Origin of the sequence: Streptomyces sp. NPDC002935, assembly GCF_040611295.1 — a bacterium.
Taxonomy (GTDB): Bacteria; Actinomycetota; Actinomycetes; order Streptomycetales; family Streptomycetaceae; genus Streptomyces.
In genome coordinates this window covers 200,805-220,596 of record NZ_JBEXNW010000003.1, presented here as the reverse complement: position 1 = coordinate 220,596, position 19,792 = coordinate 200,805, and the positions used below count along the sequence as shown (strand labels likewise).

The 19,792-nt window shown below is 70.9% G+C and carries 20 protein-coding genes and 2 pseudogenes; 12 read left to right on the top strand and 10 right to left on the bottom strand.

The window, feature by feature from the left end; genetic code table 11:
- The first annotated feature begins 167 nt into the window (after positions 1-167).
- The gene (locus ABZX90_RS05015) at positions 168-800 is read left to right on the top strand and encodes a LysE family transporter (protein ID WP_355201552.1); all 633 of its coding nucleotides are present in this window, start codon (positions 168-170) and stop codon (positions 798-800) included.
- 84 nt (positions 801-884) lie between these two features.
- On the opposite strand, the gene ABZX90_RS05010 is transcribed toward ABZX90_RS05015, so the two are convergent.
- Entirely contained in the window at positions 885-1,478 is a 594-nt protein-coding gene (locus ABZX90_RS05010) for a TetR/AcrR family transcriptional regulator (RefSeq protein ID WP_351125448.1), read from the bottom strand.
- 171 nt (positions 1,479-1,649) lie between these two features.
- Here ABZX90_RS05010 and ABZX90_RS05005 point away from each other — a divergent pair, with 171 nt between their 5' ends.
- From ABZX90_RS05005 to ABZX90_RS04995, 3 genes are all read left to right on the top strand, one after another.
- On the top strand, positions 1,650-2,795 hold the full coding sequence (locus ABZX90_RS05005; protein ID WP_355201550.1) for an NAD(P)/FAD-dependent oxidoreductase: 1,146 nt from the start codon (positions 1,650-1,652) through the stop codon (positions 2,793-2,795).
- Positions 2,796-3,002: 207 nt separating this feature from the next.
- The gene (locus ABZX90_RS05000) at positions 3,003-3,446 is read left to right on the top strand and encodes a nitroreductase family deazaflavin-dependent oxidoreductase (RefSeq protein WP_351125454.1); all 444 of its coding nucleotides are present in this window, start codon (positions 3,003-3,005) and stop codon (positions 3,444-3,446) included.
- Between the two features lie 559 nt (positions 3,447-4,005).
- Positions 4,006-4,317, top strand: a complete 312-nt coding sequence (locus ABZX90_RS04995; RefSeq protein WP_355201548.1) for a DUF4235 domain-containing protein — start codon at positions 4,006-4,008, stop codon at positions 4,315-4,317.
- Between the two features lie 34 nt (positions 4,318-4,351).
- Here the strand turns inward: ABZX90_RS04995 and ABZX90_RS04990 are convergent, their stop codons facing one another.
- Positions 4,352-4,831 (bottom strand): hypothetical protein, encoded by a 480-nt coding sequence (locus tag ABZX90_RS04990; RefSeq protein ID WP_355201546.1) that lies wholly within the window; start codon positions 4,829-4,831, stop codon positions 4,352-4,354.
- A gap of 70 nt (positions 4,832-4,901) precedes the next feature.
- On the bottom strand, positions 4,902-5,858 hold the full coding sequence (locus tag ABZX90_RS04985) for a helix-turn-helix domain-containing protein (protein ID WP_351125463.1): 957 nt from the start codon (positions 5,856-5,858) through the stop codon (positions 4,902-4,904).
- Positions 5,859-5,940: 82 nt separating this feature from the next.
- Here ABZX90_RS04985 and ABZX90_RS04980 point away from each other — a divergent pair, with 82 nt between their 5' ends.
- On the top strand, positions 5,941-6,534 hold the full coding sequence (locus tag ABZX90_RS04980) for an MBL fold metallo-hydrolase (protein ID WP_266764338.1): 594 nt from the start codon (positions 5,941-5,943) through the stop codon (positions 6,532-6,534).
- Between the two features lie 120 nt (positions 6,535-6,654).
- Here the strand turns inward: ABZX90_RS04980 and ABZX90_RS04975 are convergent, their stop codons facing one another.
- From ABZX90_RS04975 to ABZX90_RS04965, 3 genes and pseudogenes are all read right to left on the bottom strand, one after another.
- The gene (locus tag ABZX90_RS04975) at positions 6,655-7,047 is read right to left on the bottom strand and encodes a VOC family protein (RefSeq protein WP_351125466.1); all 393 of its coding nucleotides are present in this window, start codon (positions 7,045-7,047) and stop codon (positions 6,655-6,657) included.
- An 85-nt stretch (positions 7,048-7,132) separates the two neighbouring features.
- Positions 7,133-7,237, bottom strand: a pseudogene (locus ABZX90_RS04970) (pyridoxamine 5'-phosphate oxidase family protein); the annotation flags it as partial.
- A gap of 25 nt (positions 7,238-7,262) precedes the next feature.
- Entirely contained in the window at positions 7,263-8,051 is a 789-nt protein-coding gene (locus ABZX90_RS04965; protein ID WP_355201544.1) for a TetR/AcrR family transcriptional regulator, read from the bottom strand.
- Positions 8,052-8,169: 118 nt separating this feature from the next.
- Between ABZX90_RS04965 and ABZX90_RS04960 the strand changes: the two genes are divergently transcribed.
- From ABZX90_RS04960 to ABZX90_RS04940, 5 genes are all read left to right on the top strand, one after another.
- Complete coding sequence (locus ABZX90_RS04960) at positions 8,170-9,663, top strand: APC family permease (RefSeq protein WP_355201542.1); 1,494 nt, start codon at positions 8,170-8,172, stop codon at positions 9,661-9,663.
- A gap of 43 nt (positions 9,664-9,706) precedes the next feature.
- On the top strand, positions 9,707-11,338 hold the full coding sequence (locus ABZX90_RS04955) for an amidohydrolase (RefSeq protein WP_355201541.1): 1,632 nt from the start codon (positions 9,707-9,709) through the stop codon (positions 11,336-11,338).
- A 124-nt stretch (positions 11,339-11,462) separates the two neighbouring features.
- A complete protein-coding gene (locus ABZX90_RS04950) occupies positions 11,463-11,825 on the top strand; it encodes a DUF1304 domain-containing protein (RefSeq protein WP_355201539.1) in 363 nt (120 codons plus the stop codon).
- A complete protein-coding gene (locus tag ABZX90_RS04945) occupies positions 11,822-12,376 on the top strand; it encodes a TetR/AcrR family transcriptional regulator (RefSeq protein WP_351125481.1) in 555 nt (184 codons plus the stop codon). The genes ABZX90_RS04950 and ABZX90_RS04945 overlap by 4 nt, the downstream gene beginning before the upstream one ends.
- Positions 12,377-12,878: 502 nt before the next feature.
- A complete protein-coding gene (locus ABZX90_RS04940; protein ID WP_355201537.1) occupies positions 12,879-14,222 on the top strand; it encodes a chloride channel protein in 1,344 nt (447 codons plus the stop codon).
- Positions 14,223-14,374: 152 nt separating this feature from the next.
- Here the strand turns inward: ABZX90_RS04940 and ABZX90_RS04935 are convergent, their stop codons facing one another.
- Together ABZX90_RS04935 and ABZX90_RS04930 are read right to left on the bottom strand one after the other, a co-directional pair.
- Positions 14,375-15,229, bottom strand: a complete 855-nt coding sequence (locus ABZX90_RS04935; RefSeq protein WP_355201535.1) for a hypothetical protein — start codon at positions 15,227-15,229, stop codon at positions 14,375-14,377.
- A gap of 69 nt (positions 15,230-15,298) precedes the next feature.
- The gene (locus ABZX90_RS04930) at positions 15,299-16,246 is read right to left on the bottom strand and encodes a helix-turn-helix domain-containing protein (protein WP_355201533.1); all 948 of its coding nucleotides are present in this window, start codon (positions 16,244-16,246) and stop codon (positions 15,299-15,301) included.
- A gap of 71 nt (positions 16,247-16,317) precedes the next feature.
- Between ABZX90_RS04930 and ABZX90_RS04925 the strand changes: the two genes are divergently transcribed.
- Together ABZX90_RS04925 and ABZX90_RS04920 are read left to right on the top strand one after the other, a co-directional pair.
- Positions 16,318-17,268: an NADP-dependent oxidoreductase gene (locus ABZX90_RS04925; RefSeq protein ID WP_355201531.1), complete on the top strand. Its 951-nt coding sequence runs from the start codon at positions 16,318-16,320 to the stop codon at positions 17,266-17,268.
- Positions 17,269-17,535: 267 nt separating this feature from the next.
- Complete coding sequence (locus ABZX90_RS04920; protein ID WP_351125618.1) at positions 17,536-17,910, top strand: anti-sigma factor antagonist; 375 nt, start codon at positions 17,536-17,538, stop codon at positions 17,908-17,910.
- A 52-nt stretch (positions 17,911-17,962) separates the two neighbouring features.
- Here the strand turns inward: ABZX90_RS04920 and ABZX90_RS04915 are convergent.
- Positions 17,963-18,070: pseudogene (locus ABZX90_RS04915) on the bottom strand (hypothetical protein); the annotation flags it as partial.
- A 58-nt stretch (positions 18,071-18,128) separates the two neighbouring features.
- A complete protein-coding gene (locus tag ABZX90_RS04910) occupies positions 18,129-19,574 on the bottom strand; it encodes an MFS transporter (protein ID WP_351125499.1) in 1,446 nt (481 codons plus the stop codon).
- Positions 19,575-19,792 lie beyond the last annotated feature (218 nt).

Sequence of the window (19,792 nt, the reverse complement as noted above, 5' to 3'; positions counted from 1 at the left end):
TCCAGCATCCCCTGGATGGAAAATCGGTTGCGTGGGCATATCCGGTGGCCCGAGCATCGGCCCATGTCCACGATCGAAGCCTTCCTGCCGCCGACCTCCGCCGCCGTTCGTCCGGTGCGGGTCCAGCAGCAGCCCGGCCGACCGCGGAGGCCCGAGCTTCCCCGGTCGTGACCGCCGCGCTCGTCGCGGGGCTTCTCGCGGGCTATGGCATCGCCATGCCCGTCGGAGCGGTCGCGACCTACCTCGTCTCCCTCACCGCTCGTACGTCCCTGCGGATCGGCGCCTCGGCCGCGCTGGGCGTCGCGACGGCCGACGGGCTGTACGCCCTCGTCGCCGCCCTCGGCGGTACCGCGCTCGCGGCCGAGCTCCGGCCGGTCCTGGTTCCGCTGCGCTGGGCCTCCGCCCTGGTCCTCGTCGCACTGGCGGTCCGCGGTGCGATCGGCGCGATCCGCCAGTACCGCGAACGTCGGCTCGCCGAGCGCGGGGGTCAGGATCCCCCACGCCCGGCCCGTGCCTATCTGGCGCTACTGGGGATCACCCTGCTCAACCCCACCACGGTCGTCTACTTCGCCGCGCTGGTGCTCGGCAGCCGTGCGGCCGAGGCGGTCCGTCCGCTGGAGCAGGGGGTGTTCGTCCTCGCCGCGTTCGCCGCGTCCGCGAGCTGGCAACTCCTGATCGCCGGGGGCGGCGCACTGCTCGGCCGGACCCTGACCGGCCACCGGGGACGGCTGGTGACGGGGCTCGCGTCGAGCGGCGTGATCATGTTGCTGGCCGTGCGTATGCTCGTGGCCCCGCAGTGAGATCCCGGTGAGAACGCGGCGAGAACCCGGAGCCTGTCACGAGGTCATCGCCTGCCCGGCCGACCCCGGCGGGCCTCGCCCGCACTACCCGGCGCGCTCCTCCTGCGACCGCCAACCATGGATCAGCAGGTCGAACACCGTCTCCACGGCCGCGCCTGGATCCGGTCGTCCCTTGGCCAGGGCCGGCAGTTCCAGGACGAACCGCGCGAGGGCCGAGCACGCGAGATCATCCGTCTCCCGGCCGAGTTCCTGCGCGATCACGGCGCCGAGGGCGTCCGCGTGCCGCATCCACATACGCTCCGCGTACTCGCGGAGCGCGGGCGTTCGGTCCACCAGCGCCGTGAACTGGCGCAGACGAGGATCCGACGCCAGCGGCACCCATGACCTCAGCGCGTGGGCGCGGAGCGCCTCGACCACGTCCTGACCGGCCGGCCGTTCACGGACGGCGGCGGTCAGCTCGGCCTCGACGTCCTCCTCGCGGTCGAAGACCAGGGCCTCCTTGCTCGGGAAGTGCGCGAAGAGTGTCGTCGTCGACACATCGGCCTTCTCGGCGATATCGCGGACGCTCACCTGTTCGAACCCGTGCTCCAGGACGAGTTCCAGGGCGGCGTCGGCGATGGCCTGCCGCGTCGCGGCCTTCTTGCGCTCGCGACGACCGACGGTCGGGGATTCGGGCATGGCATCACTCTACCCCACGACTGAAACGAAGCAGAAACTGTAACTGTTGCACTTATGGACTCGTTTCTGCTTTGGTGGTCTCCGTAGGGGTCGCCGCCCCATGGGGTCGCGGCGCCGGCCGTCGCCGCGCCGTGGCGTCTCCGGAACCCCGACCGACGAAAGGAATCCACCGTGGAATCTCCGACGCCCACCAACGCGCGGATCAGCATCATCGGTGCCGGGCCGGGAGGCCTCACATGCGCACGCATCCTGCAGCGCCACGGCATCGCGGTGTCGGTGTACGACCGCGACGCCGAGACCGATTCCCGGAACCAGGGAGGCTCGCTCGACCTGCACGAGGAGGACGGCCAACTCGCGCTCCGTGAGGCGGGCCTGCTGGAGGAGTTCTTCGCGCTCGCCAGGCTCGAAGGGCAGGAAATGCGCCAGTTGGACCCATCGGGGCGCGTCCTTGCCCACCATCTGCCGGACGAGGACGAAAAGGCCGCCCCCGAGATCGACCGCGGACAGCTTCGCGATCTCCTGCTGCGCTCACTGCCTGCGGGAACCGTTCAGTGGGGGCGCACGCTCGCGTCGGTGAGCGGACCGGCCGCCGGGCCGCGAACACTGACGTTCACCGACGGGACGGCCGTTGAGGCGGATCTTGTGATCGGCGCGGACGGCGCCCACTCCCGCGTCCGCGCCGCCGTGTCGCCCGCGGCACCGCGCTACACCGGGGTCAGCTTCCTCGAGGCATGGTTCGACGACATGGAGCACGCGCACCCCGAGCTTTCCCGACTGGTCGGGAAAGGCAGCGCCCACATCGCCGACGGTGAGCGTGGCCTCTTCGCACAGCGCAACAGCGGCGGCCACATGCGCGTCTACATCATGCGGCGCGTCCCCGTGGACTGGATCGCGGCGCAGGGCCTTCGCCCCGAGGACACCGAGGGCATCCGCGGGCATCTGCTCGGCGAGTACGCGGCCTGGTCCCCGCGGATACTCCGGATGATCACCGACAACGACGGCGCCTACGTCGATCGCCCGCTCTTCGCCCTGCCGGTGCCGCACACATGGGAGCACTCGCCCAGCGTGGCGCTCCTGGGAGACGCCGCCCACCTCATGCCACCGCTCGGCGTCGGCGTCAACCTCGCCATGCTCGACGCCGCCGAACTCGCCCTCGCACTCGTCCGCTCCTCCACCATCGACGACGCTGTGGACCGCTACGAGAAGTCGATGCTCCCGCGCTCGGCCGAAACGGCCCGGTTGCTCGAAGGCGGCGCCGAGCATCTTCTGTCCGTACCCGACCCGGCGTCAGCCGGTGGGGCGGCGGCCCGGGGCTGAGCCGGTCCTCGGCAGCGATGCGCCGGGCCACCGGAACGCCCTCCAGGGCGAGATGCCGGGCGCACACGGTGTGCCGGGCACGCCCCACCGGAGGATCGGCCCGGCGCGCGGAGCCACGCGGGGCGGCGGTACGGAAGATTCACGTCCGCACTGGTGTTGAATCGTGCCGAGACAGGACCAGTCCGACGCGACGATGGGACGGAAGTCATGCCACTTGAGGGCGAGTACGAGCCCAGCCCCACGCAGTGGGTGCGGGACCAGGTGGAGTTGTACGAGGGGTCCGGCGGGACCAAGGGGACGACGCTGATGGACACGGGCTTGCCCGTCATCATCCTCACGACACGCGGCGCCAAGAGCGGCAAGATCCGCAAGACCCCGCTGATGCGCGTCGAGCACGACGGAAGCTACGCGGTGGTCGCCTCGCTCGGCGGAGCCCCCAAGCACCCGGTCTGGTACTACAACGTCACCTCCGATCCGCGCGTCGAGCTCCAGGACGGGGCCGTGCGCAAGGAGTTCACGGCCCGGGAGATCACCGGCGACGAGAAGGCCCAGTGGTGGGAGCGCGCGGTCGCCGCGTATCCCCCGTACGCCGACTACCAGAAGAAGACCGACCGGGAGATCCCCGTCTTCGTGCTGGAGCCGACCGGCTGACACCGGGACGCCCGCACGACGGTGGCCCGTAACGGCACACGCGCCGGTACGGGCCGCTTCGCGCCTGCAGGTGCCTCTTCACTGCACGGCCGGGGCGGACCGCCGAACGCCACCCCGGTCCGCGCTGAGCGTGCCCGTACTTCCGCGGTATCGGTGTGCATGAACCGTGGTGCGTCGGGCACCCGAGCGTCAGGCCCCGCCGCGTTCCCCCGGCGCGGCGGGGCTTCCCGCCGTAGTGTCGTCGGCCCGCGCCCAGTCGCTCGCCCCCGTATCGCCGCGGCGCGCGGCCGCTCGCGCCACCTGGGCATCGGTCACGTCGAGGAAGATCTGGTCGGCCTCGGGGAAGGCGTGGGCGACGGAGCGCTGCCGGGTCGCGCATGCCGTCGCCGTCCTTGCCGCGTACCTGGAAGAGCGCCCGCAGCAGCGAGGCGTTCCGCAGGCCCTCGTGCCTCACACCGTGTCGACGGAGGGAATCGGGGGCCGCGCAACGGGCACTCTTACCGGGGTCGGAGCAGGCCGGCTCACGTAGGCGGCCTCGGGAGCGAAGAAGGAGCCCCAGGTGTCCAAGTCCAAGAAGCAGCAGAAGCGCAAGCTGTCCCTGGCCTACAAGCCGATCGGCTTCGTCCTGAGCTGGGCCGGGGGCGCCGTCGCCGGACTCGCCTTCCAGAAGACCTGGATGGCGATACGTCACGAGGAAGACGCTCCCGACGCGCTGGACAAGGACCGCGGCTGGGGCGAGGTGCTGCTCGCCGCCGCGCTCCAGGGCGCGATCTTCGCCGTCGTGCGCAGTGCGGTGGACCGCACGGGCGCGAAGGTCATCGAACGCTCCACGGGTGTGTGGCCCTCCCCCGGCACGTCCGGCCGCGACTGAGGAAGTACGCGTTCAAGCCCTCGTCGCCACCTGCTCAGCTCATCGCCGGGGGCTGGATCGACCGCTCCGTGCGCCCGTCCGGTGCGGTCCCGTCGGCCGCGGGAAGCCCGCGCCGCTTCTCGTGGCGCAGCGCCGCGCCAGTGGCCACGGCTCCTGCTCCCTCCCACAGGCCCACGCCCAGGAAACCGTCCGGGGCACGGCCGCCGAGTACGGCGAGCGTGAAGACCGTGCAGGTCAGCAGGCGGAAGGGGACAGTCCAGCGGAAGAAGGCCTTCCAGTCGGAGAGGGAGGCCAGCACGTAGTACACGCCCATGTTCAGCGCCGCCATGGAGGAGGCGGTCAGGAAGACCAACGTGTAGTCGTCGTCCGCTCGTTCGGGTCCTGCGTCCGGCGCGAAGCCCATGAGCGAGAGCAGGGTTTCCGGAGCGATCAGCCCCAGTGCGCCCATTGCCGCGGCGCAAAGGCCGAACACCGCGATGGTCCAGCCCGACAGCGAGCGGGGAAGGAACTGCATGGGTCCTCCGAGTGTGAAGCAACGCGTCGAAGGATCCCGCCGCTTCGGCCTGACCGGCTCGCCGCGCGCGCTACGGCGAGGCCGTGAAGGCCCGGCGGTAGGAACGGGGCGGCACTCCCCTGCGTCGTACGAACTGTTCGCGCAGGACGGCCGCGCTTCCGTATCCGACGCGGCGTGCGATCTCCTCCACCGGGAGGTCCGTGGTCTCCAGGAGTTCCTCGGCACCGCTCAGACGCAGGCTTCGCAGCCAGGCGTGGGGGGTGGTGCCGGTCGCGGCGGTGAAGCGGCGGGCGAAGGAGCGCTTGCTCATCACGGCGCGCCGGGCCAGTTCCGCGACGGGAAGCGGTTCGTGGAGGTTCTCGCGGGCCCACGCGAGCACCTCGGCCAGTCGTTCGTCACCGCAGCCTTCGGGGGCGGGGGCGGCCAGGTACTGCGCCTGCCCGCCGTCGCGGTGGGACGGCAGGACCACGTCCCGGGCGACGGCGTTGGCCATCGCGGCCCCGTGCTCGCGCCGCAGCAGGTGCAGGCACAGGTCGAAGCCCGCGGCGGCTCCCGCGCCCGTCAGGATGCGCCCTTCGTCGATGTAGAGGGCGTCGGGTTCGACGGTGGTGTCGGGGTGGCGGCGGGCGAGCAGTTCGGCGAACCGCCAGTGGGTGGTGGCCCGTCGGCCGTCGAGCAGTCCGGCGGCGGCGAGCGCGAAGGCGCCGACGCAGTGGGCCGCGACCAGCGAGCCGCGCCCGTGTGCGTCCGACAGCGCGTCGAGCACGGCGGGAGCGGGTGGTGTGCGGAAGTCGGCCCATGGCAGGGCGATCACGAGATCGGCGGAGGCGAGCCGGTCCAGGCCGTGTGTGACGGTGAGCGGTATGCCCACATCGGTGCGGACCGGCCCCGGCCGGTCGGTGCACAGGGCGAAGTCGAAGCCGGGCAGTCCCTCGCCGTGCGGGCCGAAGACCTCGGCGACGATGCCGGCGGCGAGCAGGCCGACTCCCGGCGGGGCGTACGCGGCCACGGTGGCGAAGGGAGGCACGCGGGCAGTGTGGCACGAATCCTGCGATCAGCGGCAGCTGTGCCACTCGTGGACGGTCCGCCCTCACGGAATGATCGGAGTCATGACAGACGCACCGCTCGGCCGCGACGCCGTGTACACGATCCTGACCACCGGCTACACGGGCTCCACCGGCCCGGGTGTCGCCGCCACCGTCTCCTACGTCTTCGACGCGGGCCGGCATGTGATCTTCGACCCGGGCATGGTGGCGAGCCGCGACCGGATCCTCGCCCCGCTCGCGGAGTTGGGACTCGGCCCCGACGACATCACCGACGTGGTACTCAGTCACCACCACCCGGACAACACGATGAACGTGGGTCTGTTCGGGCGGGCCCGAGTGCACGACCACAAGGTGGAGTACCTCGGCGATCAGTGGAGGAACCGGGACGCGGAGGGGTACGAACTCACGCCGTCGCTGCGTCTGATCCGTACTCCGGGCCACAGTCCCGAGGACATCACGCTGCTGGCCGGTACGGACTCGGGTGTGGTCGCCTTCGCCGGCGATCTGTGGTGGGACGCGAACGGCCCGGCGGACGACCCCGTGGCCCCCGACCGTGACGTGTTGCGCGCCTCCCGGCTCCGGGTGCTGGACGCCGCGGACCTGATCGTGCCGGGCCACGGTGGCCCGTTCGAGGCCGACGACACCACGCCACGCTGACCGGGTCCGGTCCGCGCCCGGGTGCGCCGCTGCGCCGATCGTCCCCGGTCCACGGCCCCGTCGGCCAGGAGGACTTCGTCCGTGGCACCGGCGGAGAGGGCCGAGGAGCCGGCCAGGCGCTCAGCCCTGTTTGGGGGCCGTCGACCGGGCGTACCGCAGGGTGAAGGAGTGTCCGGCCGGGTCGGCGTAGCCGCGTTCCTCGTACGGGCCGGACGCGTCCTTGGTGTCGAGCGGCCGGCCGCCCAGGCCGACCACCACGAGCTCCGCCTGGTCGAGGTCCTCCACGTGGAAGTCGATGTGGGCCTGGAAGGCGTTCTCGGGACGCGGCCAGCTGGGCGGCGTGACGTTCCCGTCACGGCGGAAGGCCATCCGCATGCCGTCGGTGCCCTTGATCTCGACGCGGTTCGCGCTCGCGTGCGTCTCCTCGGCGTCGAGCAGCTCCTTGTAGAAGGCGGCGAGCTTCTCGGGCTCGGCGCAGTCCAGCACCACGACAGCGGCGGTGACCAGTGCCATGTTTCCTCCGTAAGGGGTTCCGGGACGACAGGGCGGCATCCGGCGGCCGCAGCCCTGTCGTCCCGTCTTACCGCGTCCGGGGAATTCAGTCGGCCACGAGCCACGCGCCCTCGCGCATGAGGTCGCGTCCGGAGATCTCGTCGGCCTCGCGCCAGGCCCGCACGCGCTGCGGGATGACGCTGAAGTACAGCCGCGATACGGGCGTACGCGTCGCTCTACGGTGATGACGGTGGAGCGGGCCTCAGTGTGACGGGCCGGGTGGCCACGGCGGGGTTCCCGTGGTGTCCGCCTCCGGTGATCTCCGCGAGCCGGGCCGCCGCCGCGCTCAGCAGCAGGTCGAGCGCCGTCGGATAGGCGCTGCGCCGCATGTCGAGGACGAGGTGGCGGGCCGTCGCCGCGATGTTCGGGTGGCTGTCGGCGGGCAGCCGGGCGTACATCGCCCGCCACACGCCGGCCTCGGCCTCGCGCGCGGCCCGGGGCAGGGCGACGCTCGCGGCGTCCAGGGCCGCGAACGCGAGCGCCTGGTCGACGAAGGCGTGGTAGATCCGTACGGCCTCGGGATCGGGGAACCCGGCACCGCGCAGCACACCGATGATCGTCTCCACCGCCTCGATCTCGTGGACGCGGCCCGTCACCCGGTAGGAGCTGAGCACGGCGGCCTGCGGATGGGCGAGGGACCCGGAGTGCACGCGCAGGCCGAGATCCCTGAGGTCGGCGCGCCAGTCCCCGGTGGGGTGCCAGGTGCGCAGCGTCCGGCCGATGAGCTCGTCGGCGATGGCGAGCAGCAGATCGTCGGTGTCGCGGAAGTAGCGGTACAGGGCGCTGGGGTCGGCGCCGAGGGCGAGGCCGAGGCGACGGACGGTGAGCGCGTCGGCGCCGTGTTCCTTGAGCAGGCGCAGGGCGGTCTCGACGATCAGTTCCTCGGAGAGGACGACGCCGGTCTTGGTGGGGCGTCTGCGCCGCCGGGCGGCGGGCGGGACGACTCGGTCGTTCGTGGACGTCATGGCGTCTCCCTCCGGTGCGGGCACCTTATGTCAACGGCGTTGACCTGTTAAGGCCCCGGGCAGTTTCATTTCCGGTCATCGGGCCGGAATCAGGCCCCGGGTGCGATCGGAGCAGGCCATGACGCAGAAGCCGTACGGTGTGGATCCCCCGTCCTTGCGCAGGACGCTCGGCGTCATGGACGGCGTCGCCATCGCCGCCTCCAGTACGGCGGCGACGACCAGCATCGGCATCGGGCTCGGCGTGACGGCCGGGGTGGTCGGGCTGCATCTGCCCGCGATCATGCTGCTGGCCTTTCTGCCGATCCTCGGGATCGCGGGCGCCTTCTCCCGGCTGAACCGGGTCGAGCCGAACGCGGGCAACGGCTATGTGTGGGTGGGCCGTTCACTCAGTCCCTGGCTCGGTTTCCTGGTCGGCTGGGCGAGCATCGTGGCCACGGTGGCGTTCCTCGCGTACACCACGGCGGTGACCGGTTCGGCGATGATCCAGCTCGCCGGCGAGGCGGGTCTGCACACGGTGGCGGGCCTTGCGCTCGATCCGGGCTCGACCGCCCAGACCACGGCCGTGGGCGTCGTGATCCTCGTCGCCGTCACCCTCACCGCGGTGACCGGGGTCAGGACCGCCGCGCGGCTCCAGGGCGGGCTGCTGGTCTTCGAGTACGTCGTCCTGCTGAGCTTCTGCGGATACGGCATCGTCACCGGCCCGCACCCCTTCAGCCTGAGCTGGTTCGACCCGTTCCAGATCCCCTCGGCGACGGCGCTGGCGCAGGGGCTTCTGCTGTCGGTGTTCTGCTACTGGGGCTTCGAGGCGGCGTTCACCGTGAACGAGGAGGTACGCGATCCGCGGGACGCCTCGCGGGCCGGGACCATCACGCTGGTGACCATGCTGGGGATCTTCCTGCTCGGCTCGGTGGCCTTCCAACGCGTGCTGTCCGAGGACGAGTTGGCCGGGCACGGTGCCGAGGGCCTGGCCTTCCTCGGGAACCGGCTCGCCGACCAGCCGCTGGCCGCGCTGCCCCTGGTGGCGCTGATGTTCTCGGCGGTCGCCTCGCTGCAGGCCGGGGTGATCCCGACGGCGCGCGGGATGTTCGCGATGAGCCGGGACCGTACGCTCGGGCCCGTGTGGTCCAGGGTCAGTGCCCGGTACGGGACTCCGGCGACCGGCACGCTGCTGATCGGCGCGATGGCCGTCGTCGTGGCCACGCTCTCCCTGGTGATTCCCCGGCTCGCCGACATGATCATGGCGACCGTGAACGCCGTCGGGATCGTCGTGGCGTTGTCGTACGCGCTCGTCGCCCTCGCGGCGGCCGCCCGGTTCCGCGGACTGCTCCGCGAGGACTGGCGGGAGGGGATACGGGCGGTCGTCCTCCCCACCCTGAGCGCCGTGTCGCTGCTCGGCCTCGGCGGCTATCTCGCCTGGTCCTTCTACACCTCCACCGACCACTTCGAGGTCAGCGCGGACAACGGCTGGTTCCTGCTGCTCACCCCCACCGTCATGATCGTCTCGGGTTTCGCGGCCGCCGCGTGGGCCAAGTGGGTCCGCAAGTCCGCGTACTTCACCACGGGTCGGGGAACCGACGCCGACGCGCCCCAGCTCCTGGCCACCCTCAACTGAAGCGACCGAGGGCCTCTGGCCACCCCGACCAAGGAACGGAACCATGCACGCTGACCTTCTCTTCACCGGCGGACCGGTGTTCACCCCCGAGGGCCGCACCGCGACCGCGGTGGCCGTCACCGGCGAGCGGATCACCGCCGTCGGAAACTCCGAGGTCCATGAGCTCATCGGACCGGGCACCGAGGTCGTCGACCTGGCCGGGCGGCTCCTGCTGCCCGGGTTCCAGGACGCGCACGTCCACCCGGTCCCGGCGGGCCTGGAACTCACCCAGTGCGATCTCACCGGCGCGAAGACGGCCGAGGACACCGTCGCCGCCGTCCGCGCGTACGCCGACGCGCACCCCGAACGGGAGTGGATCACGGGCGGCGGCTGGTCCATGGAGGCCTTCGAGGGCGGTACGCCGACCAAGGAGCTGCTGGACGCGGTCGTACCGGACCGGCCGGTGTACCTGCCCAACCGGGACCATCACGGCGCCTGGGTCAACAGCCGCGCCCTCGAACGCGCGGGAGTCGACCGCGACACGCCCGATCCGGCCGACGGACGGTTCGAGCGGGACGCGTCGGGCGAGCCCACCGGCATGCTGCAGGAGGGGGCCATGCAGTCCGTCGGCCGGCTCACTCCCGCGGCCACGCCCGCCGACCGGCTCGCCGCGCTGCTGCACGCCCAGCGGCATCTGCACGCGCTCGGCATCACCGCCTGGCAGGACGCGATCGTCGGCACCTTCCTGGGCATGGAGGATCCGTCCGAGGCGTACCTGACGGCGGCCCGCGACGGTTCGCTGACCGCGCGGGTGGTCGGCGCCCTGTGGTGGGACCGGGCGCGGGGTGCCGAGCAGATCCCCGAACTCGTCGAGCGGCGCGCCGCGTTGGAGCACGGCAGGTTCCGGGCGACCAGCGTCAAGCTGATGCTGGACGGAGTCGCCGAGAACGGCACCGCCTCGCTGCTCGACCCCTACCTCGACAAGTGCGGCTGCGCCACGGCCAATCGGGGCAAGAGCTTCATCGATCCGGCTCACCTGCCGTCGTACGTGACCGAGTTGGACGCCCTCGGGTTCCAGTGCCACTTCCACGCGCTGGGCGACGGTGCCGTACGCCACGCCCTGGACGCGGTCGAGGCGGCGCGCAAGGCGAACGGGCCGAGCGACACCCGCCCGCATCTGGCGCATCTCCAGGTCGTGCACCCCGACGACGTGCCCCGCTTCGCCCAGCTCGGCGCCACGGCGAACATCCAGCCGCTGTGGGCCGCGCACGAACCGCAGATGGACGAGCTGACCATCCCCTTCCTCGGGCCCGAACGCGCCGCCTGGCAGTACCCGTTCGGGGCGCTGCTGCGCTCCGGCGCGCAACTGGCGGCGGGCAGCGACTGGCCGGTCAGCAGCCCCGACCCGCTCCAGGGCATCCATGTCGCGGTCAACCGGGTGAGCCCGGACGAGCCGGGGCCGGTGTTCCTGCCGGCCGAACGCATCGACCTGACGGCCGCGTTGACGGCGTACACCGCCGGAACGGCGTACACGAACCATCTGGACGACACCGGGAGCGTGCGGGCGGGCGCCCTCGCGGATCTCGTCGTCCTGGACCGCGACCCCTTCGCGGGGCCGCCGGAGGCGATCAAGGAGACCGGGGTCGCGCTCACCTACGTCGGAGGGGAGCGGGTGTACGCGGCGCCGGACGCCTGACCCGTCCCAAGGGGGCGCATCCGGCTTGCGGTCACGCGGCCTGCGTGGTCATTTCTTGGACACTCGTCCAGCTATAGTGGACACCTGTCCAAGAAATGACCGAGCGCTAAGGAGTCTGCCGACGATGGAAACGGTCGCGAACGTACTGGTGGGCCTGGTGGCCGCGCTGCACGCGTACATCCTGGTGCTGGAGATGTTCCTGTGGGAGAAGAAGCCGGGGCGGGGACTTCATGGATTCGACGAGCAGATGGCCCGGGCGACCGCGCCGCTCGCCGCCAACCAGGGGCTCTACAACGGCTTTCTGGCCGCGGGCCTGATCTGGGGGCTGATCGCGGCGGACCCGACCGGTCATGACATACAGGTCTTCTTCCTGTGCTGCGTCGTGATCGCGGGCGTGTACGGATCGGTCACCGCGAACCGCCGCATCCTCTTCGCACAAGCCCTGCCGGGCGCCCTCGCCCTGGCCGCCGTGCTCATCGCCGGATGACGCCCGACGACCCGCGCACCGCCCGGACCCGCGCCAAGCTGCGGCAGGCGCTGCTGGCGGAGTGCGCCGAGCATCCGCTGGAGGAGATCGGCGTCGCCGCGCTGGTCCGGCGGGCCGGGGTCGGCCGGGCCACCTTCTACGTGCACTACGCCGATCTGGAGGCACTGGCGGTCGACGCGTGCGCCGATGTCGTACGGGAGGCCGTGGAGGCGCTGCACGCCTGGCGCGGACGACCCGACCCGGTGTCCGCGCCCCCCGCTCTGCGCGCCTTCTTCACCGAACTCGCCCCGCACACCGGTCTCTACCGCGCGCTGCTGAGTCCGGGCGGCGGTGGCCCGCTGGGCCGCGTGCTCCACCGCGACCTGCGGGCCCGCAGCCTGGCCGAGCGCACCCTCGCCGGCGCACCGGACGCCCCACTCGTCGCCTCCGCGGTCGCCGCCACCTTCGCGGGCGTCCTCGCGGACTGGCTGCACGGCCTGCTGGAGGGCACCCCGGACGCCGTCGCGGACCAGGTCTGGCAACTGCTCGTCGCCCTGCACATGAGCCGGTGACGCCTCGGGTCATACGCATGAGCCGGCGACACCTCGGGGCCGGAGCCGTCGAGGTGCGGGCTCCGGAGCCGTGTACGCAGGTTCGAATCCTGCCGGGCCACCCCTTATTCGTCCCGCGCTCGGCTGCTTAGAGGTCGCCCTGTGGGGCTGATGAGACCGCAGCCTGGGCCGAACGCACCTACCGCTATGACAGCAAGCACAGAGGCGCGCTCCAGGTGATCGACCACCGCTTCAGGTCGACCGAGGGCACGATCTGCCCAATCATCATCATTGGTCCCGAAGCGCTGCCTGAGCACATGACCCGCGAGCCACTTGTCATGGCGGTGAGATCGTTCTGCCTCAAGGGGATGACCTGCTCCAAAACGTAGTTCGAACGGGTGAACGCTGTGGCCTCGCGGCCCCGCGAGGCCACAGCAGCCGGGCTGATTCCCCATCCCGTGGTAACACCTGACGGGGTGTCCGAGCCCGCGGCCCCAGTCCCGTCCGCGAGGAGTGGATGCGTATGCCGGCCGGACCCGCCACCGCCCCTCAGAACCCGCTCGAAATCGTCCGCACGCGCAACTACATCTCCCTACTGGTGATCTCGGCCGTACTGGGCGTCCCCATTTCCTGCGTGGCCTACGGGTTCCTCGCCCTCGTCTCCGAACTCCAGTCGTTGGTCTACGAAGACCTGCCCAAGGGCCTCGGCTTCAGCGGAACACCGGACTGGTGGGCCGTGCCCCTGCTCGCTGTGGCCGGCGTGCTGGTCGCCCTCACTATTCGTCATCTGCCCGGAAACGGCGGGCACGAGCCCGCCGAAGGGCTCAAGACCGGCGGCACCCCGTCGGTGACATCGGTGCCCGGCGTCGCCCTCGCCGCGATCACCACGCTCAGCCTCGGCGCCGTCCTCGGCCCGGAGGCCCCCCTCATCGCCCTCGGCGGCGGACTGGCGGCCGGCGCGATCCGGATGCTGAAACGCGACGCCCCTCCCACCGGCGTCGCCGTCGTCGCGGCAGCGGGCAGCTTCGCGGCGATCAGTGAGCTCCTCGGCTCCCCGCTGCTCGGAGCGTTCCTGCTCATGGAAGCCTCCGGCCTGGCCGGGCCGATGCTCGGCGTCGTGCTGGTACCCGGCCTGCTCGCCGCAGGCGTCGGCTCCCTGATCTTCACCGGCCTGGACACCTGGACCGGACTGGGCACCTACTCCCTGTCACTGCACCAGGTGCCGCCCGCCGACCGGCCGACACTCGCCGCGTTCGGCTGGGCGATCCTCGCCGGCCTCGCCGCCGCGCTCCTCGGCGAGGCGATCCGCCGCTCGGGCCAGCACATGCAGAAGCGCGTCGAGCGGCGAAGGATGCCCCTCACCGTAGCGATGGGCGTACTCATCGGACTCCTCGCCCTGCTCTACGCCACCATCACCGGCAAACCGATCTCCGGCGTGCTGTTTTCCGGCGAGACCACCATCGGCCCCCTGCTGGCCGACCACGCCAGCTACTCCCTCGGCACCCTGCTGCTCCTCGTCGTGTTCAAGTCCCTCGCCTACAGCGCCTCGCTCAGCGCCTTCCGGGGAGGTCCGGTCTTCCCTTCCCTGTTCGTCGGCGGTGCGGGCGGGCTGGCCATGTCCCACCTTCCCGGCCTCGACGCCACCACCGGCTTCGCGCTCGGCATGGGCGCGCTGAGCGTCGCCATGCTCAAACTGCCGATGACCGCGGTCCTGCTGGCCACCCTGCTCCTGGGTACCGTCGGGCTGACCGTCATGCCGTTGGTGATCGTGGCGGTGGTGGTCGCGTACGTCCTGACCCTCAGGCTCGCTAGGCCGGAATCTCCTCACCTCGGCGAGCAGAAGACCGACGGGCCAGCCGTACCGTGACCGGCAGGGCGGGTCGTCGACCCACCCGGCAGGCATGCCAGACGCGTGGAGCTGTAAGGGCAGCGAAGACCCAGCGGTCCCACCCGGCCCCCGGGCGCCGTCTGCAGAGCTTCGCAGGAGCCGGCCCGCCCGTCGAGGTCGCCGCCGGCACCTCACTTGCAGCCGATCCACTGCCTCGCCGCGGGCCACGCCTCCACCCCGTCGGAGGTCCGGACGTACGCCGTGTTCTTGTCCGGCGCCAGCCAGAGGTTCCAGTCGCGGTAGCGGTAGCCGGTGTCACGCGCGTCCGCGGGCATGCGGACGTCGCCGTCGTACGCGGCGGTGAGATCCTCGGACCTCAAGACCCCGCGCGGATCGCGCACGTACTGCCGGACGTCCTTGCCACTGCCCAGGTCGAGAAAGTGCGCGCTCTGCCAGTCGCAGTGCTCGGCGCCGACGAAGCTGGTCACCTCGGTGGTCGGTACCCGGTGGCCGTCCCGGTCCGTCCAGATCTCGTACCCCAACGACTCCGCGAAGGCCGCCGGAAACTCGGACGGATCGCAGGACGCGCTGGTCTCCGGGCCCCAACCCGGGCGCCCCGGCTGGTCCTTCGCGACGACGACGGCGACCTTGGTCCTGCCTTCGACGTCGTACGAGTACAGGACGCGCCCCCCTTGCTCGCGCTCCACCCGGTAGCCGGACTCCGGCATGAGGGGCTGGTAGATGTCGAAGTACGCGTTCAGCCCCTCCTCGGGGGTCGACCCGCCGTCACCCTTGCTCCACCCGTCGCCCGCGGCACCCGTGTAGATGGCGCCGTCGCACTCCAGTGCCCGTCCGGCCGCGCCCGAGCTCTCCTTCGCCCCCTCTTCGCCGCCGTCCACGCTCTCCTTGTAGGGCAGGTCCAGCCGCCCGGCGTACGGACTGGCGGGCGGCGTGCCCTTCACCACAAGACCGTCACGCCCCTCCCCCTCGCACCCCACCGCCGCCAGCCCCACCAGGACCAACGCCGCCACGATTCCCTTGCGCATCCCCACCCCTGTTCCTCCGACCCTCGTTGGCCCCCCTACGACGCACGAGTGCGGACGATCGTTCGGTGGTCAGCGCGCGGCCTGGAACGTCCGCCGGTACGCCTGCGGCGAGACACCGATCGTCGCGTGCAGATGCTGGCGCAGCGAGGCTCCCGTCGCGAAGCCGACCTCGCCCGCGATCCGGTCCACCGACAGATCGCTGGCCTCCAGCAGATGGCGGGCCCGGGCGACCCGCTGCTGGATGAGCCACCGGCCGGGGCTCAGGCCCACCTCGTCGCCGAAGCGGCGGGCGAAGGTGCGCAGGCTCATCCCGGCGTGGCCGGCGAGATCGGTCAGGGTCAGCGGGTCGCCGAGACGCGTCAGCGCCCAGTCGCGGGTGGCGGCGGTGCTCGCCGTCGAGGGCTCCGGCACGGGCTGCTCGATGTACTGGGCCTGGCCGCCCTCGCGCAGCGGCGGGACCACGCAGCGCCTGGCCACCCTGTTGGCCAGTTCGCTGCCGTGGTCCCGGCGGACGATGTGCAGGCAGATATCGATGCCGGACGCGGCGCCTGCCGAGGTGAGGATGTCGCCGTCGTCGACGAACAGGACGTCCGGGTCCAGGTCGACGCGCGGGAAGCTGCGCCGGAACTCGTCCGCCACATGCCAGTGCGTGGTCGCCCGGCGCCCGTCCAGCAGCCCTGCGGCGGCCAGCACGAAGGCGCCCGTGCAGATGGAGACGATGCGGGTGCCCGGACGGATGAACGCGAGGGCCGCGGCGACCTCATCGGTGATGCCGGTGGTGATCGCGGCCGGGGTGACGGCCGCGATCACCACGGTGTCCGCCGTGCCGAGGACCTCGGGACCGTGGTCGACCGTGACGGAGAAGTCGGCGTCGGTGCGGACCGGTCCTCCGTCGACGGTGCAGGTCAGCACCTCGTAGCGGCCTTCCGCCGCGCCGAAGATCCGGCTGGGCATGCCCAGCTCGAAGGGATAGACGCCGTCGAGCGCCAGGACCACGACCCGCTCCACATGCCGCATGGCACGATCTTATCGAAGGTTGGCAATTCTGCCATTTCCCGAGGAGGCGGGCCCCGGCAGGCTGGTTCACCATGAGCACTGTGAACACGATGCGAGCCATCGGCCAGAACGTCCTCGGCGGTCCCGAGGTCCTTGAGGAAGTAACCCTGGAACGGCCCGCGCCGCGTCCGAACGAGATCTTGGTCCGGGTACGGGCCGCAGGAGTCAACCCGACCGACTGGAAGCACCGCGCGACCGGAGGGTTCCTCGGCAAGCCGCCCTTCGTCCTCGGCTGGGACGTCTCCGGCGTGGTCGAGGCGACCGGGATCGGCGTCGCGCACGTCAAGCCCGGGGACGAGGTCTTCGGCATGCTGCCCTACCCCTACGGCCACGGCTCGCACGCCGAGTACGTGACCGGTCCGGCCCGCGCCTTCACCCTGAAGCCGTCGGCGATCGACCACACGCAGGCCGCCGCGCTCCCCCTGGTCTCCCTGACCGCGTGGCAGGCGCTGACCGAGCGGGCTGACGTGCGGGCGGGGCAGCGGGTGCTGATCCACGCGGCGGCCGGCGGGGTCGGCCACGTGGCCGTGCAGATCGCGAAGGCGCGCGGCGCGTATGTGATCGGTACCGCGAGCGCGGGCAAGCACGACTACCTGCGGTCCATCGGCGTGGACGAGCCGATCGACTACACCTCCGTCGACTTCGCCGAGACCGTGCGTGACGTCGACGTCGTGCTGGACACGATCGGCGGCGAGACGGGAATCCGCTCGCTGCGCGTGCTGCGCCCGGGCGGCGTGGTCGTCTCCATCCTGCCGGTCGGGTCCGACGAGTTCTACGAAGAGGCCGAGCGACTCGGGGTCCGGGCGGTGCGGATGCTCGTCGATGCCGACCAGACCGGCATGAGGGCGATCGCGGACCTCGTCGAGCAGGGCACGCTGCGCGCGACGATCGCCGAGACCTTCCCGCTGGCCGATGCCGCGAAGGCGCACGCGCTGGGCGACACGGGCCGGACCACGGGGAAGATCGTGCTGCTGGTCGACTGACGGCCGATCCCGCGCGCCAGTTGGCCGACTCGCCCCGCGCGCAGTCGGCCAACTCGCCACGCACAGCGAAGACATATGTCAACCGAACATGCTGGAATTCACTCCTACGAGGGTAACTTGCAGAGCGAGGAACGATTTTGCACCCACCGGTGCCCTGGGGCTGTGTCTAGGATTGCTTGACGTATTGTCACCCCGGCCCCCGGTGATCCTGCCCTCCTGCCTTCGGGAGCAGGTCAACAGCCGGTTGGAGGTGATGTGCGCGTGGCGATGTACCCCGCACCGCACACCAGGCATCTGCGTATCCACCACACCGACGGTCATGTGGTGCTGGAGTTGCACGGGGAGATCGACCTGCTGGTGGCGATGGAGATCACCTCGCTCCTGGACTCGGCGACCTCCGGACCGGCACCGCAGGTCGTGATCGACCTGCGGTACGTCGAGTTCTTCGACTGCTCGGGCCTGAGACTGCTGTACCGGGCCAGACGCCGCGTCCTCGCCCACGGCGGCCGGCTGCACCTGGTCTGCACCCATCCGCTGACGCTCCGCATGCTCCGGCTGACCGGGCTCTCGCAGATTCTCCCGCCCTCGGCCTCGCTGGAGGAGGCGCTGAGCCGCCCGGAGGCCACCTCGGACTCGGTCTGAACGACCTCCGAACACCGCCGCCTACTCCCGGATCTTCGTGACCCCCCGGCGCCGACCGTCCTGCCCCCTCCCGGATGGCGAACTTCAGCCCTTCCTCCATCGCGATCGGCTGGATCAACTCCACCTCCATGGTGGTGTTGTCGCCCGGCATGACCATCTCAGGGCGTGCCGATGCCATGGCCCAGTGCTGCCCTGCCCAGAGATCGTGAGGCCGCAGCTCATTTGGACACTCGAGCGTCGGTCACCACGCAGCAGCCTGGCCGGGTACATACGTGCTTACGCAGCCCCCACAGGGCCACGGGTACGCCGACGGCCACCAGAGACGCAGCGGTGTACAGGCCGGCCTGGTAGCCCACCAGAAAGACATGTTCGGAGCTCGCGCCCGTCGAAAAGGCTGAGCGCTGCGCAAGCGTCACAATCAGACCGACCACGGCGATACCGAGGACGCCGGATGCTTCTCGGGTGGCGCTGAACAGCCCCGCAGCGATGCCGGACAGCTGGCCTGGGGCGGATTCCAGAGCCCGTGTGGTCAGGGGAACCGCCAGCGCCGAGCCGACACCGATCGTCGCCAACCCCGGCAAGAGGTCGATGAAGTCACTCTGTTCGCTCCCCACGGCCACCAGCAGAAGGCCCAGAGCCACGAAAAGTATTCCCGTCGCAGCCACCCGCCCATCCCCCCAGCGGCGAGCCAATGCCGCGACAAAGGGAGCGGTGATCAGGAGCGCCAGAGCTACCGGCGTGAACATGAACCCGGTAGAAGTGGGGCTCAGGTGCAAGACATTCTGCAGGTACAGCGTGGTGAAAAAGTAGACCCCGCTGACTCCCAATCCCCAGAGGAGTTGGGTGATGAGGCCGCCCGTAAAGGCGCGCCGTCCGAAGAGGACAGCGATGGTGGCCCGTCGTTGAGGTGATGACTTCAGAGCGAGCGTGAGCAGGGAGAGGACTGAGAGAAGGGCGACGAACACGATGCGGGGAGCGTTGAACCCGTCGCGGGGTCCTTCGATGAGGCAGTACGCAAGTCCTGCGACAGGGAGGCAGACCAGGGCGACCGCGCGCAGTGAAGTGGCGGGAACCTCAGCGTCGTGCTGTGCTGCGCCCGATGTTGACGGGTGAGGCACGCACGCCACGCAGAACAGGAGGCATACGGCCCCGATGGGCGCGTTGACTGCGAAGAGCCAGTTCCATCCCAGGTGCTCTGTGATCAGGCCGGACAGGACGGGGCCTCCTGCCAGGGCGGAGGTCAGGGCGACGGTGAGAGCGGTGACGCCTGCGTTCCTGGAACGGGGCGGGAGGTCGTGCGTCAGAACGGCCAGGGAGGCGGGGAGGATCAAGGCAGCCCCCATGCCTTGCAGCCCTCGGCCCGCGATGAGCGCCGCCGCGTGATGCGATGCGCTGCACAGCATCGACGACAGCGTGAAGACGACGACGCCGAGCAGAAGGGTCAGGCGTCGGCCTTTGCTGTCCGCCAGATGCCCGCCGAACAGAAGAAAACTGGAATGCACCAGGGGGTAAATGGCGGCCACCCACTTCAGCCCGGACTCATCGAGGGCGAGTTGTGTCTGAATCTGTGGCAGAGCCACGTTGACGACAGTACCGTCCAGAGCCGTCATGAAAGAGGGCAGGATGACGGCTACCAGAATGCCGCGACTGCGCAGTCGGCTCATCAACCAGTCCCGTGAGTGAGCCCCGGTATCAATGGCGAGGACCGCCAAAGGGTCAGAGGACCCAACCGGGTTCACCCATACTCGGGGTGCGCAACGCGGCGCTCAAAGCCGACACGCCGCAGCCCTCCAGCGCCCCGAGGCCACCGTCCTTGAGCCGTTTCCATCAGTACCCACTGCCTCTGCTGACGGGGCACGGCCTGCATCGATTACGGCGTGTC

What these genes read in the sequence shown, in the direction of transcription:
- ABZX90_RS04930 (WP_355201533.1), bottom strand. Translation starts at nt 16,246, where the DNA reads ATGCGGCATGTGGAGCGGGTCGTGGTCCTGGCGCTCGACGGCGTCTAT.
- ABZX90_RS04940 (WP_355201537.1), top strand. Translation starts at nt 12,879, where the DNA reads ATGCCGGCCGGACCCGCCACCGCCCCTCAGAACCCGCTCGAAATCGTC.
- ABZX90_RS04975 (WP_351125466.1), bottom strand. Translation starts at nt 7,047, where the DNA reads ATGGCACTGGTCACCGCCGCTGTCGTGGTGCTGGACTGCGCCGAGCCC.
- ABZX90_RS04910 (WP_351125499.1), bottom strand. Translation starts at nt 19,574, where the DNA reads ATGAGCCGACTGCGCAGTCGCGGCATTCTGGTAGCCGTCATCCTGCCC.
- ABZX90_RS04965 (WP_355201544.1), bottom strand. Translation starts at nt 8,051, where the DNA reads ATGACGTCCACGAACGACCGAGTCGTCCCGCCCGCCGCCCGGCGGCGC.
- ABZX90_RS04925 (WP_355201531.1), top strand. Translation starts at nt 16,318, where the DNA reads ATGAGCACTGTGAACACGATGCGAGCCATCGGCCAGAACGTCCTCGGC.
- ABZX90_RS05000 (WP_351125454.1), top strand. Translation starts at nt 3,003, where the DNA reads ATGCCACTTGAGGGCGAGTACGAGCCCAGCCCCACGCAGTGGGTGCGG.
- ABZX90_RS04935 (WP_355201535.1), bottom strand. Translation starts at nt 15,229, where the DNA reads ATGCGCAAGGGAATCGTGGCGGCGTTGGTCCTGGTGGGGCTGGCGGCG.
- ABZX90_RS04980 (WP_266764338.1), top strand. Translation starts at nt 5,941, where the DNA reads ATGACAGACGCACCGCTCGGCCGCGACGCCGTGTACACGATCCTGACC.
- ABZX90_RS04955 (WP_355201541.1), top strand. Translation starts at nt 9,707, where the DNA reads ATGCACGCTGACCTTCTCTTCACCGGCGGACCGGTGTTCACCCCCGAG.
- ABZX90_RS04950 (WP_355201539.1), top strand. Translation starts at nt 11,463, where the DNA reads ATGGAAACGGTCGCGAACGTACTGGTGGGCCTGGTGGCCGCGCTGCAC.
- ABZX90_RS04990 (WP_355201546.1), bottom strand. Translation starts at nt 4,831, where the DNA reads ATGCAGTTCCTTCCCCGCTCGCTGTCGGGCTGGACCATCGCGGTGTTC.
- ABZX90_RS05010 (WP_351125448.1), bottom strand. Translation starts at nt 1,478, where the DNA reads ATGCCCGAATCCCCGACCGTCGGTCGTCGCGAGCGCAAGAAGGCCGCG.
- ABZX90_RS04960 (WP_355201542.1), top strand. Translation starts at nt 8,170, where the DNA reads ATGACGCAGAAGCCGTACGGTGTGGATCCCCCGTCCTTGCGCAGGACG.
- ABZX90_RS04945 (WP_351125481.1), top strand. Translation starts at nt 11,822, where the DNA reads ATGACGCCCGACGACCCGCGCACCGCCCGGACCCGCGCCAAGCTGCGG.
- ABZX90_RS04920 (WP_351125618.1), top strand. Translation starts at nt 17,536, where the DNA reads ATGTACCCCGCACCGCACACCAGGCATCTGCGTATCCACCACACCGAC.